This is a genomic window from Pseudomonas sp. ADAK2 (assembly GCF_012935755.1).
In the GTDB taxonomy this organism is placed as follows: Bacteria; Pseudomonadota; Gammaproteobacteria; order Pseudomonadales; family Pseudomonadaceae; genus Aquipseudomonas.
The window spans coordinates 3,887,743-3,901,053 of sequence record NZ_CP052862.1; the positions used below are offsets into that span (position 1 = coordinate 3,887,743).

Here is a 13,311-nt window from a genome sequence, read left to right on the forward strand (position 1 = left end):
GCGGGATTATAGCGTAAACATGGCGGGAATGACCCAGAGGTTGTTTGACGCGGACGATCAAGATCAAAAGATCGCAGCCTGCGGCAGCTCCTACACAAGGGCCATTGCCACGCCGCCAATATGCGACCGACACAAATCCCTGTAGGAGCTGCTGCAGGCTGCGATCTTGGCGCCCTATGCGGCGCTACTGATGTCCTTGGGCAACCGCTGATCAATCACCCGATACAACGCACTGCTCTCCGGCCAATTACGCATAAACCGCGCCCGATCCCGCGCATACGCCGGGGCGAAGCTGCCCGCGGAGCCGTGCTGACACATCGAATCCAGATCGATCAGCGCCCAGCGATCCTGCTGCCAGAACAGGTTATGACCCTTGAAATCACCATGGCTGATCCGCTCGCGAATCAGTTCGGCGAAGAGGTGATCCAGCGCCAGCAATTCGGCTTCTGGTGCCGAACCACTCTCAACATACGGCGCAAAACGCTCGATGATGTCCGGCCCCGGCAGGTACTCGGTCACCAGATAAGCCCGGCTGCGCAGCCACAGGAAGCGCTTTTCCAGCACGGCCAATGGCTTGGGCGTGGCGATGCCCAGGAACGCCAGGCGATTGCCTTCGCGCCAGGAATGCCAGGCACGGCTCGGGCGCCAGAAGCGTTTGAGCCAGTGGGCAAAGCCCTTGATGTTGTAGCGCTTGATCACCAGCGTGCGTCCGGCGACGTCGACCTTGCCAACGCTCGCCGCGCCGCCGGTCTTGTACAAATGGCCCTGATCGAGCAAGGCATCGGCCTGCTCCAGTACCGGCAACATCGCCGCTGCTTCCTCGCGACGAATCGCCCGCAAACCGAACGCCCCGCGCTGAACGCTGAACAACGTGCACTCACGGCCGCACTTGATCAGGAAGTCCTTCAGGCGCCAGCGGCGGACCTTGTCGATCTGCTTCTGCAAGGCTTCCATCGGCAAGGCGTGCTCGCCGTTGCTCAACAGGTAATACACCAGCAATTCTTCGGTGAACGGTTCCAGCGTCTTGGGCAACTGGGCGAAAAATACGCCGAGGTTTTCCAAAACTTTCTGTCGTGACAGCGGTTGGCCAGGGGTTTCGGCGCAGACACCGCCGCCATCGATCAGGTACAGCCGACCACGCTGGCGCAACAGGTTGTCCAGGTGCAGGTCTTCCTGCCACAGGCCCTTGCGATGCATTTGGCCGATAGCGCCCAACGCCTCGGCCAGCACCGCGCCTTGCATATCTGCCAGCACTGGCAAGTGTTCGACCTGTTTCCAGGTGTCCCCCAGGCTCTCGGCGCCTTCGATGAAATCGAACAGCAGCCAACCGCCCTCGCCGTCCTTCAAGCCATCCGCCAACAGTTGCGGTGTGGTCAGGCCCTGGTCTGCCAGCAAACGCACGCCATCGCGTTCACGCTGGAAATGCCGCGCCGCTTTGCTGCCGACCAACAATTTGGCCAGCACCGGCCGGCCGCGCCAAACGCCCGCGCCAACGTAACGCTGCCCCGGCAACACCCGCAGCAAGCTCAACAATTGCAAATCGGCAGGCCCGGCGGCATCGGCCAGCGGAATGCTCAATGGCAGGCTCGGGCTACGGCCGGCGTTTTTCAGTTCGGACAAACGCATCAACGCGTCTCCTTGTGACTGCGCCGTGCGGTCAGGCGCGAAACCCAGGTGTCCACCAACGAACTGTCACTGGACTGATCGACGTAGCTGGCCAACATCTCGCGCAGCTGACTTTCGGTCCATTCCGGCGCCCGGCGCAGCAGCGGCTCCAGATCCTTGATCCGGTCACGCTGACCGAACAGCAAGGGCCGGGTCTTTTCCAGGTCGATCAATTGCGCCTGGTAACCGTCGCCGGTGGCCCGCAGGAAAATGTGTTTCGGGTAGAAGCAGCCATGCACCTGACGCACACTGTGCAGGCGCCGCGCCAGTTGCCCGCAGGCGTGCAGAATTGCCGAGTGCTGCGCCGCGCTCAGGTCCGACCAGCGCTGCAACAACGAGTCCAGGTCATCCCAGCCATCCAGCGCGCGGGTCAGCAGGATCGCCCGAACTTCGCCGTCGACCTTGCGCTCACCGAAAAACGCCGCTTGCAGCGCCGGGATGCCCATTTTCTGATAGCGCGTGATGTTGCGAAATTCGCGGGCAAAACTCGGTTCGCCGAACGGCGCGTGCAAGGTCCGCGTCAGGTAGTTGCTCTGGCGCTTGAGGTAGAACCCCTGACCTTCCAGATCCAGCCGAAACACGCTGCTCCAGCCGCCGCCCGCGGTGTTGGGTTCATCCACCGCGTCGAGCTGCTTGGCCCAGAGGGCGTCGAAGGTGCCGAGACCATGACGCTCAAGCAGCGCACGGTCTTCAGCGGCCAGAAAATCAGTCATTCGCGTCCCTCGAAGAATCTCACCACGTGCCGGATGCGTTTTTTGTCGGCCGCGTTGAGCCGGGTCCGTCCGCGATATTGCAGGTAGAAGCGCAGGCGCTGGGTAGCGGACAGGTGATATTTGGCCACCTTGTCGAGGCAGGCCAGGTCCTTGGTGATCCGGTATTTGAGCCAGAAACCGCGCCAGAAATCGCCGTTGGGGCAATCGATCAGGAACAGCCTGGCTTGATCGTCGATCAGCAGGTTGCGCCACTTCAAATCGTTATGGGTGAAGCGATTGTCGTGCATGGTCCGGGTGTAACCCGCCAGTTGCCGACTGATGTTATCGACCCAGGCGCGGTCCGCCAGTTTCGGATCATGCCGGTCGGCCAGGGCCGACAAGTCTTCGGTGTTCGGCAACTCGCGAGTGATCATCGCCCCACGGTCGTACGCCGCACCGCGCCGCTCCAGGCCCCAGGCCACAACTTCGGCAGTCGGGATGCCCCACTTGGCGAAGCGCTTGAGGTTCTGCCATTCGGCTTTCACCCGTGGCTTGCCCAAATAGCGACGCAGGCCTTTGCCGGCACCGACGTAGCGCTTGACGTAATAGTTGACGCCGTTGCGCTTGACGCGGATGACCTCGGACAACGGGTCACGGGTCAGGCGCTCGCCCTGAAGGGCAAACACCGCTTCCAGGCTACCGAAGTCTTCGGCCAGATCGCTGTAGGCAGGTTCCAGTCTCCAACCCGGCATCAGAGCGCATCCCCGTATCGCTGTTTACGGTCGTAAAGCTTGTTGGCCTTGCCTTCGAGCCAGGCGAGCAACCCGGCTTCTTCACCCAGAATCTGGCGCAAAGGCTGCTGGAAGTAGCCCTTGAGGAAACGCAATTTGTCGCGCCGGGTCAGGCCGATGTCCAGGGCCGAAAAGTACAGCGCCGCCAGATCCTTGTTGCGCCAGCGCTGAGTGATCGCCGGGCGGGTCTGGGCGCGGTGCAGGTCGATCACCGAGAGTTTGAAGTCGTCCGCGGTCACCGGTTTGTCGGTGTGCAACAGGAAGTGGCAGATGTAGCAGTCGCGATGGTTGACCCCGGCGCGGTGCATCATGCCGGTCATGCGCGCGACTTCGGCGATCAGTGCGCGCTTGAGCTTCGGCTCGGGCGGGTGCTTGACCCAATCGATGCTGAAATCTTCGAGGCTGACGGTCGGCGCCAGTTCTTCGGTGACGATGAACGAGTGCTGGTCCGCCGGATTGCTACCCTTCTCGCCGTAAGCCACGGCGGTCATGGTCGGCACGCCGACGTCTTGCAGGCGCTGGATGGCCTTCCACTCCTGGCCCGCACCGAGTACCGGCAGCTTGGCGGTGAGCAGGTTCTTGAAGATCTCGCCCCAGCCGATGCCACGGTGGATTTTCACGAAAAACCCGTTGCCGTTCACTTCAGTGCGCAGGGTCCGGCGCGCTTCGAGCTCGCGGTACACCTCGCCCTGCAAGCCCTCGACTTCGGCGAACGGGTCGCGTCCGGCCCACAGGCTTTTGAACGGTTCAGCCAGCATCAACTTCATTAAGCGTGCTCCGCCAGAATCACATCGGCCGCGTGTTGCGGCATGCTGTAGAGGTCGGCCGTCTCGGCGAAGGCCAGACCGTTGCGGCTCCACGCCGCTCGTGCTTGCGCGTCATTCAACATGCCGGTCAGGTACTGCGTGAGCTGCGCCTGATCGAAGGGTTCGTCCAGCACCAGGCCGGCGTCGGCCTCGGCGATGTAATGGGCGTAACCACAGACCGCGCTCACCAGCACCGGCAACCCGGCGACCAGCGCTTCAAGCAGCACCGTGCCGGTGTTTTCGTTGTACGCCGGGTGGATCAACAGGTCGGCGCCCAACAGGAAACGCGGGATATCGCTGCGGCCCTTGAGGAACGTCACGTTGTCGCCGAGCCCCAGTGTCGCGCTTTGCATCTGGAACAATTTGGGGTCGTCCTGGCCAATTACAAACAGCCGGGTACGTTTCTTCAGATCAGCGGGCAACGCCGCCAACGATTTGAGGCTGCGATCCACGCCCTTGGTCTTGAACCCGGAGCCGATTTGCACCAGCAGCAAGTCGTCATCCTTGAGCTTGAACTCACGGCGGAATTCGGTGCGAATTTCGGCGGCATTCGCTGGCGCGCGACGGTCCTGGGAAATGCCCGGCGGCAGCAAATGGAAGCGTTCCAGCGGCGTGTCGTAATGCTTGATGAACAACGGCTGCTGGACTTCAGAGATCATCAGCACTTCGGTCTTGGCGTCCTTGGCGAACACTGCGCGCTCGTACTCGGCGAAGTGCCGGTAGCGGCCCCAACGACGGTACAGCGAGTTGCGCAGGTTCTGCGCCTTGTCTTCGAAGCAGCCGTCGGCGGCGTAGTAGACGTCCAGGCCCGGCATCTTGTTGAAACCGATCAGGCGATCCACCGGACGCTTGGCCAGATCGGCCTCCATCCACTCGCTGAGCTTCTCGTTGCGTCGATGGTTGAAGAACGCCTTGACCGGCGCCACCAGCACTTCGAAACCCGGAGGAACGTCGCCCTCCCAGATCAGGGTGTAGACGCGGATCTGATGCCCACGCTGCTGACACTCCAGGGCAATGCGCATGAAATCGCGCTGCAAACCGCCAAACGGAAAATATTTATAAAGGACAAAAGCCAATTGCATCAGCGCAGCTCCTCAGCCAGTAACAACGTGCTCAGTCGGCTGGCGACACGCTGGGGATTCAGACGCGTGAAGCACAGGGGCCACTCGCGTTTCAGGTCAAACTGACGAGCATCTTCGGTCGTCGGTTGATAGGTGCATTTCTTTTGCAGGCACGGTGCGCACGGAAAGTCGCTGGCTATGTGAATCTGCGCCTTGCCGTAGGCGCCGGTCAGGCCCGGGTTGGTCGGACCGAACAGCGACAGGGTCGGCACGTCCAGCGCGGCGGCCAGGTGACCGAGTCCAGTGTCCACGGCCACACACGCCTGGGCACCGGCCAATACTTTGCCAACACCGGCCAGATTCAGTTTGGGCAGCACTTCGACATGGCGGAAACCGGCGGCGATGCGCTCGGCGCGGGCCTTCTCGATCGGGTTGCCCCACGGCAACTTCACCGCGACACCGAGATGACCGACACGCTCGGCCAGCTCACGCCAGTAGGCTTCGGGCCAGTGTTTGGTGTCCCACGTTGTGCCGTGCAGGAACAACACGTACGGATTCTTGCGTGGCAGCTCTACCAGACGCTCGACGTTCAGGCCGTAATCGCCCAAGCCCTTGGGCAAGTCGTAGCCCAGCGCCAAGGCGAACAACTGACGAACTCGCTCGACCGCGTGCTGACCACGGCCCACGGACAAACGTCGGGAGTAAAAGCGCGCAGCCATCGGTTCGCGAGCCGAATCCTTGTCCAGCCCGGCCACCGGGGCCTTGATGTAACGGGTCAGCCAGGCGCTTTTCAGCAAGCCCTGGGCGTCGATCACCAAATCGTATTTAGTCTCGCGAACGCTTTGTTTGAAGCGCTTCCACTCGCCGCTTTTAATGGTCTGCCAGATGTTTTTGCGCCAGCGCCGGATCGCCACCGGGATCACCTTGCCCACGGCCGGGTGCCAGGTCGGAATCTCGGCAAAGCCTTCTTCCACCACCCAGTCGAACGTGATGCCGGGGATCGCCCGCGCCGCGTCGGTCAACGCTGGCAACGCGTGAATCACGTCGCCCAGCGAGGAAGTCTTGATCAACAGTACCCGCAAACTAATTGACCTCGACCACAGTGCCCTGCAACCGCTGCAAGGCTTCGTTGACCGGTTGCGGCATCAGTTGGCGCAAGCAGTTGTAATGGCCGAAGCGGCAGGTGCGATCGAAGCACGGACTGCATTCGATACCCAGGCGAACGATCTCGACGTGCTCGGCCAGTGGCGGGGTGAAGCCCGGCGAAGTCGAGCCGTAGACGGCAACCAGCGGACGGTTCAGGGCCGCGGCGACGTGCATCAGGCCGGAGTCGTTGGACACCACGGCATCGGCGCAGGACATCAGGTCGATGGCCTCGGCCAGGGACGTGCCGCCGCTGAGGTTCACCGACTCTTCACGCAAACCGGGAATCAACCGCGCGCGGATGTCTTCGCCGACCGCGTGATCGTTTTTCGAACCGAACAGCCAGACTTGCCAGCCTTCGCGGATCTTGGTTTCGGCGACCTTGGCGTAATGCTCGGACGGCCAGCGCTTGGACTCGCCAAACTCGGCGCCGGGGCACAGGGCCAATACCGGACGATCCAGGGTCAGGCCGAATTTGGCCAGCGCGGCTTCGCGAGTCACCGGGTCGATTTGCAGGCTCGGCCGTGGATACGGTTGCGGCAGCTCGGCGCCACGCTCGTAGGCCAGGGCCATGAAGCGTTCGATCATCAACGGGTAGCGTTCTTTATCCAGGGTGCGCACGTCATTGAGCAAGCCGTAGCGGAACTCGCCACGCCAGCCGGTGCGTTTCGGGATGCCAGCGAAAAACGGCACCAGCGCCGACTTCAGGGAATTGGGCAGCAGGATCGCCTGGTCGTACTGGCCGACCAGGGATTTGCCGATGCGCCGACGGGTCGCCAGCTCGAGGGCGCCATGGCCGAGCGGGAAGCTCAAGGCCTGGCGCACTTCGGGCATGCGTTCAAGGATCGGCCGGCTCCACTCGGGGGCCAGCACGTCGATTTCGCACTGCGGGTGGCGCTGCTTGAGACACTGAAACAGTGTCTGCGCCATCACCATGTCACCGACCCAACTGGGCCCAACGATCAGAATTTTCATGTGGTTTCCAAAAACGAACCGGGGAGGCATACGCCTCCCCGCCTCGAGAATCCAGCACCTGCAGCCTTGGCCGGCAGGTCATTTGGACGAGCCGGTTGGGGCTCGTCGGATCAATTTCATGCACATCAATAGCAGTCAGCATAACCCTTTGGGTTAAGCCCGGTTGCCTGAGTGCCAGGTTAAGCCCGGCACATGTCAAGTCAGCTTCAGCTTAGCCCCAGCTCACGCCAGATCCGCGATACTTGCCGCCGTTCGTCCACGAACTGGTCGCCGGGAATCACCCCGGGGTCCTTCTGTAAGGCCTGCCGGTGCGCGGCGGAGCGGTAGGCTTTATAGGCCTCGCGCAGCAGGCTCGCGTCTTCGACCGGCATCAGCCCTGCCTTTTCCAACTCTTCCAGAATGCGGATGTTGTCAGTCCAGCGCAGCAATGACGGGTGCAGTTCGGACCACGCCAGGGCCGCGTATTGCACCATAAATTCAATATCGACGATACCTCCGGCGTCCTGCTTGAGATCGAACGGCGCCGTGGCCTCGAAGGCATTTGCCCCGGTGCCGGCGGCGGTGCTCTTGGTGCCGAGGTTATCGCGCATCTTGGCGCGCATCTCGCTGACCTCCTGGCGCAAGGTCGGCAAATCCCGGGCCTTGCCCAGAATCGCCGCGCGAACTTTTTCGAATGCCTGGCCGACTTCCTGACTGCCCACCAACACCCGCGCCCGTACCAACGCCTGATGTTCCCAGGTCCAGGCCTCGTTTTCCTGATAACGGGCAAACGCCCCGAGGGAACTCACCAGCAACCCGGACGCGCCGGACGGACGCAGGCGCATGTCCACTTCATACAACTGACCGGAGTTGGTCTGCGCCGTGAGCAAGTGAATGATCCGCTGCCCCAACCGAGTGAAGAACTGCGCACCATCGATAGGTTTCGCCCCGTCGGTTTCCGCCTGCGGATCGCCGTCGTGGATAAACACCAGGTCCAGGTCCGAACCATGCCCCAATTCCAGGCCGCCGACCTTCCCATAACCGACAATCACGAAGCCGGGATCGCACAAGGTGCCGTCGGTGCGCAGCGGCGTGCCGTATTTGGCCACGGTCTGGCGCCAGGCCAGGGCCAGCACTTGTTCGAGGATCGCTTCGGCGAGCCAGGTCAGGTAATCGCTGACTTTCATCAACGGCAGGCTGCCGGAGATTTCCGACGCCGCTACGCGCAAGCGGTGCGCCAGTTTGAAATGGCGCAGGGCTTCCATCTGCTGTTCGAGGTCGTCCTCGGGAATCCGCGTCAGGCGTTCGCGCAACTCGGCGGCCAGTTCCGGCGCCAGCGGCGGCTTGAACAACCGGCCTTCGTTGAGCAACTCATCGAGCAGCAACGGAAAACGGGTGATCTGCTCGGCAATCCACGGGCTCGCGGCGCACAGGGTCAATAAACGACGTAGGGCGCTGGGGTTTTCCGTGAGCAACACTAAATAAGCCGAACGCCGGGCCACGGCTTCCACCAATGGCAGCACTCGCTCCAATACCAAGTCTGGATTGGCGTGTTCCACAGCCTGGGCCAGCAAGCGCGGAATAAAGGCATCGAGGCGTTCGCGCCCCAGACGCTGCATAGCGCGCAATTGCGGACTGCCGCGCAGACCGGCCAAGGCTTTCAGCGCCTTGCTGGCATCGGCAAAACCGCCCTCTTCCAACTGACGGCACGCAGCCTCTTCATCCTGGGCCTCTTCCCACAACGGCAACCACTCACCGCCGACCACCACTTCGCTTTCGGCCCCCTCTTCTTCGTCAGGATCGGCAATCACCTGCGCAAAGTGCCAGGCCACGCGACCGCGCCAATACATCAGCCGCTCATGGAACGCCGCCCAATCGGCAAACCCGAGCATGAATGCAATCCGCGCCTGATCCTGCGCGCCATCTGGCAGCATTTGGGTCTGGCGGTCGGCGATCGCCTGGATCGCGTGCTCGGTGTAACGCAAGAATTCATAACCGTTGCGCAGCTCGGCGATCACCGGTGCCGGCAGATAACCCTGACCTTCCAGGGTGCTCAATACTTTTAATAGCGGACGTTGTTGCAGGCTCAGGTCGCGACCGCCGTGGATCAGCTGGAACGCCTGGGCGATAAATTCAACTTCACGAATGCCGCCGGAGCCGAGTTTGATGTTGTCGGCCATGCCTTTGCGCCGCACTTCCTGCTGGATCAACTGCTTCATGGTGCGCAGCGCTTCGATGGCCGAGAAGTCCAGATAACGCCGATAAACGAAGGGCCGCAGCATTTCCTGCAATTGCGCGCCGGCCACCTGGTCGCCGGCCACCACCCGCGACTTGATCATCGCGTAGCGTTCCCAGTCACGGCCCTGGTCCTGGTAATACTGTTCCAGCGCATTGAAGCTCAACACCAGCGCACCGGCCGAACCGTAAGGCCGCAGGCGCATATCGACGCGGAACACGAAGCCGTCGACGGTCATCGGGTCCAACGCCTTGATCAGGCGCTGGCCGAGACGGATGAAGAATTCCTGGTTATCCAGTGAGCGCTTCACGCCAACGGTTTCGCCGCCCTCGGGGTAAGCGAAGATCAAGTCGATGTCGGAGGACAGGTTCAGCTCCACCGCGCCGAGCTTGCCCATGCCGAGGATGACCATTTGCTGCGGCTCGCCACTGCGCCGGCCGGTGGGCACGCCGAATTGCTGGCAATGCCGCGCGTACAACCACTGATAAGCCTGATCAATGCTGGCATCGGCCATGTCCGAGAGGTCGCGGCAGGTCTGGACCAGATCGGCCTGGCGGGTCAGGTCTCGCCAGATGATCCGCACTTGATGGCGGGTGCGCTGACGGCGCAGGACGCGGCCGAGTTCGTCTTCGCTTTCAGCCGCATTCGCTGCCGCCGCAATCTGCGCGCACAGCTCGCCGGGGGCAAAGGCGCGATCCAGTTCGCCGGACTGCACCAGCGCCAGCAACATCAAAGGGTCACGAACGCTCTGTTCAATCACGAAGTCGCTGGCGGCGGTGACGCGGGCAAATTGCGCCCAGCGCTCGGGCGTCCAGGTGGACAGGCCATGGTCGTCTTCCAACAAGGCGACGGCCGTACGGAACGACTGCTCGGCACGGGTGACCAACGGCTGGAGAATGGCGGGCAGTTCGGCAAGCGAAGGCAGGGTCATGGTCTATCCTTGATCGGCGTGTGAAGGGCTGCATGTAGTGATTTCTGAAAACCCGCTACGTGACCGACTGTCGAACAAAGGTTAGAAATAGCTGAAATTTCTTTTATTTTGGCAGCCAACATCAAGCTTTCACCTTTTCTGGTTGGCAAAAGACCAACCTTAACGATTATTCTCACAACGCAGCCGGAGGCCACAAGCCATTCATCTGTAGTTTTACTACTCGTCTATACATTCGAAAGGCTGAAATGCCCGTTGATTTGTAGTAAAACTACACGCCGCCGGAACAACCTCTCGGCAATCCAAGAATTTATATCGTCTGCCCACAAGGCCAGTCGCAAACTCAGGCAACCGATTCTGGAAGCCTTTCCGCCCTGGAGCAAGCCATGCAAGACCTCGATCCCGTCGAAACCCAGGAATGGCTGGACGCCCTGGAATCGGTTCTCGACAAAGAAGGCGAAGACCGCGCTCACTATCTGATGACCCGTATGGGCGAATTGGCAACCCGCAGCGGTTCGCAATTGCCTTACGCCATCACCACGCCATACCGCAACACCATTCCTGTGACCCACGAAGCACGCATGCCTGGCGACCTGTTCATGGAACGCCGCATTCGCTCGCTGGTTCGCTGGAACGCGATGGCCATGGTGATGCGTACGAACCTGAAAGATTCGGACCTGGGCGGTCACATCTCCAGCTTCGCCTCCAGCGCGACCCTGTATGACATCGGCTTCAACTATTTCTTCCAGGCCCCGACCGACGAACACGGCGGCGACCTGATCTACTTCCAGGGCCACACCTCGCCAGGCGTCTACGCCCGTGCGTTCATGGAAGGCCGCATCACCGAAGAACAAATGAACAACTTCCGCCAGGAAGTCGACGGCCAGGGCTTGTCGTCCTATCCGCACCCTTGGCTGATGCCTGACTTCTGGCAGTTCCCGACTGTATCCATGGGTCTGGGCCCGATCCAGGCGATCTACCAGGCACGTTTCATGAAGTACCTGGAAGCCCGTGGTTTCATCCCTGAAGGCAAGCAGAAAGTCTGGTGCTTCCTGGGCGACGGCGAGTGTGACGAGCCGGAATCCCTGGGCGCCATCTCCCTGGCTGGCCGCGAGAAGCTCGACAACCTGATCTTCGTCATCAACTGCAACCTGCAGCGCCTCGACGGCCCGGTTCGCGGCAACGGCAAGATCATCCAGGAACTCGAAGGCGTGTTCCGCGGTGCTCAGTGGAACGTGACCAAAGTCATCTGGGGCCGTTTCTGGGACCCACTGCTGGCCAAAGACGTCGACGGCATCCTGCAACGTCGCATGGACGAAGTCATCGACGGCGAGTACCAGAACTACAAAGCCAAAGACGGCGCGTTCGTACGTGAACACTTCTTCAACACGCCTGAACTCAAGGCGATGGTTGCCGATCTGTCCGACGACGAGATCTGGAAACTCAACCGTGGCGGCCACGACCCGTACAAGGTCTATGCGGCGTACCACGAAGCGGTCAACCACAAAGAACAACCAACCGTCATCCTGGCCAAGACCATCAAGGGTTATGGCACCGGTGCCGGCGAAGCGAAGAACACCGCGCACAACACCAAGAAGGTTGATGTTGAAAGCCTGAAGCTGTTCCGCGATCGTTTCGACATCCCTGTGCGCGACGAAGAGCTGGAAAACCTGCCGTTCTTCAAGCCAGAGCCAAACAGCGCCGAAGCCCGCTACCTGAGCGAGCGCCGCACTGCACTGGGCGGTTTCGTGCCACAGCGCCGCGCGCAAAGCTTCAACATCCCGACGCCGCCACTCGACACCCTCAAGGCCATCCTTGACGGCTCCGGCGACCGTGAGATTTCCACCACCATGGCGTTCGTGCGGATCCTCGCGCAACTGGTCAAGGACAAGGAAATCGGCTCGCGCATCGTTCCGATCATCCCGGACGAAGCCCGTACCTTCGGTATGGAAGGCATGTTCCGTCAGTTGGGCATCTACTCGTCCGTTGGCCAGCTCTACGAGCCAGTCGATAAAGACCAGGTGATGTTCTACAAAGAAGACAAGAAGGGCCAGATCCTCGAAGAAGGCATCAACGAAGCGGGCGCCATGAGCTCCTTCATCGCTGCCGGTACTTCGTACTCCAGCCACAACCAGCCAATGCTGCCGTTCTACATCTTCTACTCGATGTTCGGCTTCCAGCGTATCGGCGACCTCGCCTGGGCCGCTGGCGACAGCCGTACCCGTGGCTTCCTGATCGGCGGCACCGCCGGCCGGACCACGCTGAACGGCGAAGGCCTGCAACACGAAGACGGTCACAGCCACATCCTGGCCGGCACCATCCCGAACTGCCGCACCTTTGATCCAACCTACGGCTATGAGCTGGCGGTGATCATCCAGGACGGCATGAAGAAGATGACCGAAGAGCAGCAGGACGTTTTCTACTACATCACCGTGATGAACGAGTCCTACCAGCAACCAGCCATGCCGGCCGGTGTCGAGGAAGGCATCATCAAGGGCATGTACCTGCTCGAAGAAGACACCCGCGAAGCGGCGCACCACGTTCAACTGATGGGCTCCGGCACCATCCTGCGTGAAGTCCGCGAAGCCGCGAAGATCCTGCGTGAAGAGTTCAACGTCGGCGCTGACGTGTGGAGCGTTACCAGCTTCAACGAACTGCGTCGCGATGGCCTGGCCGTGGAGCGCAGCAACCGTCTGCACCCGGGTCAGAAGCCTAAGCTGAGCTACGTCGAAGAGTGCCTGAACGGCCGTAAAGGTCCGGTCATCGCTTCTACCGACTACATGAAGCTGTTCGCTGAACAAATTCGTCAGTGGGTCCCGTCCAAGGAATTCAAAGTCCTGGGCACCGACGGTTTCGGTCGCAGTGACAGCCGTAAGAAGCTGCGTCACTTCTTCGAAGTCGACCGTCATTTCGTGGTGTTGGCAGCCCTGGAAGCCTTGGCTGACCGTGGTGATATCGAACCTAAGGTGGTGGCCGAAGCTATCGTCAAGTTCGGGATCAACCCGGAAAAACGCAACCCACTGGACTGCTGAGGA

9 protein-coding genes are annotated in these 13,311 nt (G+C 61.2%); 1 reads left to right on the plus strand and 8 read right to left on the minus strand.

The genetic code is table 11. From position 1 onward, the window contains the following. Nucleotides 1-174: 174 nt before the first annotated feature. The 8 genes from HKK52_RS17925 to glnE all read right to left on the minus strand — a co-directional run bounded on the left by HKK52_RS17925 (nucleotide 175) and on the right by glnE (nucleotide 10,279). A complete protein-coding gene (locus tag HKK52_RS17925) occupies nucleotides 175-1,626 on the minus strand; it encodes a lipopolysaccharide kinase InaA family protein (RefSeq protein WP_169371929.1) in 1,452 nt (483 codons plus the stop codon). Beyond that, nucleotides 1,626-2,378: a lipopolysaccharide kinase InaA family protein gene (locus tag HKK52_RS17930; RefSeq protein WP_169371930.1), complete on the minus strand. Its 753-nt coding sequence runs from the start codon at nucleotides 2,376-2,378 to the stop codon at nucleotides 1,626-1,628. Before HKK52_RS17930 ends, HKK52_RS17925 begins: the two co-directional genes overlap by 1 nt. Further along, on the minus strand, nucleotides 2,375-3,109 hold the full coding sequence (locus HKK52_RS17935) for a lipopolysaccharide kinase InaA family protein (protein WP_169371931.1): 735 nt from the start codon (nucleotides 3,107-3,109) through the stop codon (nucleotides 2,375-2,377). The genes HKK52_RS17930 and HKK52_RS17935 overlap by 4 nt, the downstream gene beginning before the upstream one ends. Next, entirely contained in the window at nucleotides 3,109-3,915 is an 807-nt protein-coding gene (gene rfaP / locus HKK52_RS17940; RefSeq protein ID WP_169371932.1) for a lipopolysaccharide core heptose(I) kinase RfaP, read from the minus strand. The genes HKK52_RS17935 and rfaP overlap by 1 nt, the downstream gene beginning before the upstream one ends. After that, nucleotides 3,915-5,036: a glycosyltransferase family 4 protein gene (locus HKK52_RS17945; RefSeq protein ID WP_169371933.1), complete on the minus strand. Its 1,122-nt coding sequence runs from the start codon at nucleotides 5,034-5,036 to the stop codon at nucleotides 3,915-3,917. Before HKK52_RS17945 ends, rfaP begins: the two co-directional genes overlap by 1 nt. Then, the gene (waaC, locus tag HKK52_RS17950; RefSeq protein ID WP_169371934.1) at nucleotides 5,036-6,097 is read right to left on the minus strand and encodes a lipopolysaccharide heptosyltransferase I; all 1,062 of its coding nucleotides are present in this window, start codon (nucleotides 6,095-6,097) and stop codon (nucleotides 5,036-5,038) included. The genes HKK52_RS17945 and waaC overlap by 1 nt, the downstream gene beginning before the upstream one ends. A 1-nt stretch (nucleotide 6,098) precedes the next feature. Continuing rightward, nucleotides 6,099-7,133, minus strand: a complete 1,035-nt coding sequence (gene waaF, locus HKK52_RS17955) for a lipopolysaccharide heptosyltransferase II (RefSeq protein ID WP_169371935.1) — start codon at nucleotides 7,131-7,133, stop codon at nucleotides 6,099-6,101. A gap of 206 nt (nucleotides 7,134-7,339) precedes the next feature. Beyond that, complete coding sequence (gene glnE / locus HKK52_RS17960; RefSeq protein ID WP_169371936.1) at nucleotides 7,340-10,279, minus strand: bifunctional [glutamate--ammonia ligase]-adenylyl-L-tyrosine phosphorylase/[glutamate--ammonia-ligase] adenylyltransferase; 2,940 nt, start codon at nucleotides 10,277-10,279, stop codon at nucleotides 7,340-7,342. Between the two features lie 383 nt (nucleotides 10,280-10,662). Here glnE and aceE point away from each other — a divergent pair, with 383 nt between their 5' ends. Then, nucleotides 10,663-13,308, plus strand: coding sequence for a pyruvate dehydrogenase (acetyl-transferring), homodimeric type (aceE, locus tag HKK52_RS17965; protein ID WP_169371937.1), 2,646 nt, complete (start codon nucleotides 10,663-10,665; stop codon nucleotides 13,306-13,308). Nucleotides 13,309-13,311: the final 3 nt, after the last annotated feature.

What these genes read in the sequence shown, in the direction of transcription:
- HKK52_RS17925 (WP_169371929.1), bottom strand. Translation starts at nt 1,626, where the DNA reads ATGCGTTTGTCCGAACTGAAAAACGCCGGCCGTAGCCCGAGCCTGCCA.
- HKK52_RS17930 (WP_169371930.1), bottom strand. Translation starts at nt 2,378, where the DNA reads ATGACTGATTTTCTGGCCGCTGAAGACCGTGCGCTGCTTGAGCGTCAT.
- HKK52_RS17935 (WP_169371931.1), bottom strand. Translation starts at nt 3,109, where the DNA reads ATGCCGGGTTGGAGACTGGAACCTGCCTACAGCGATCTGGCCGAAGAC.
- rfaP (WP_169371932.1), bottom strand. Translation starts at nt 3,915, where the DNA reads ATGAAGTTGATGCTGGCTGAACCGTTCAAAAGCCTGTGGGCCGGACGC.
- HKK52_RS17945 (WP_169371933.1), bottom strand. Translation starts at nt 5,036, where the DNA reads ATGCAATTGGCTTTTGTCCTTTATAAATATTTTCCGTTTGGCGGTTTG.
- waaF (WP_169371935.1), bottom strand. Translation starts at nt 7,133, where the DNA reads ATGAAAATTCTGATCGTTGGGCCCAGTTGGGTCGGTGACATGGTGATG.
- glnE (WP_169371936.1), bottom strand. Translation starts at nt 10,279, where the DNA reads ATGACCCTGCCTTCGCTTGCCGAACTGCCCGCCATTCTCCAGCCGTTG.
- aceE (WP_169371937.1), top strand. Translation starts at nt 10,663, where the DNA reads ATGCAAGACCTCGATCCCGTCGAAACCCAGGAATGGCTGGACGCCCTG.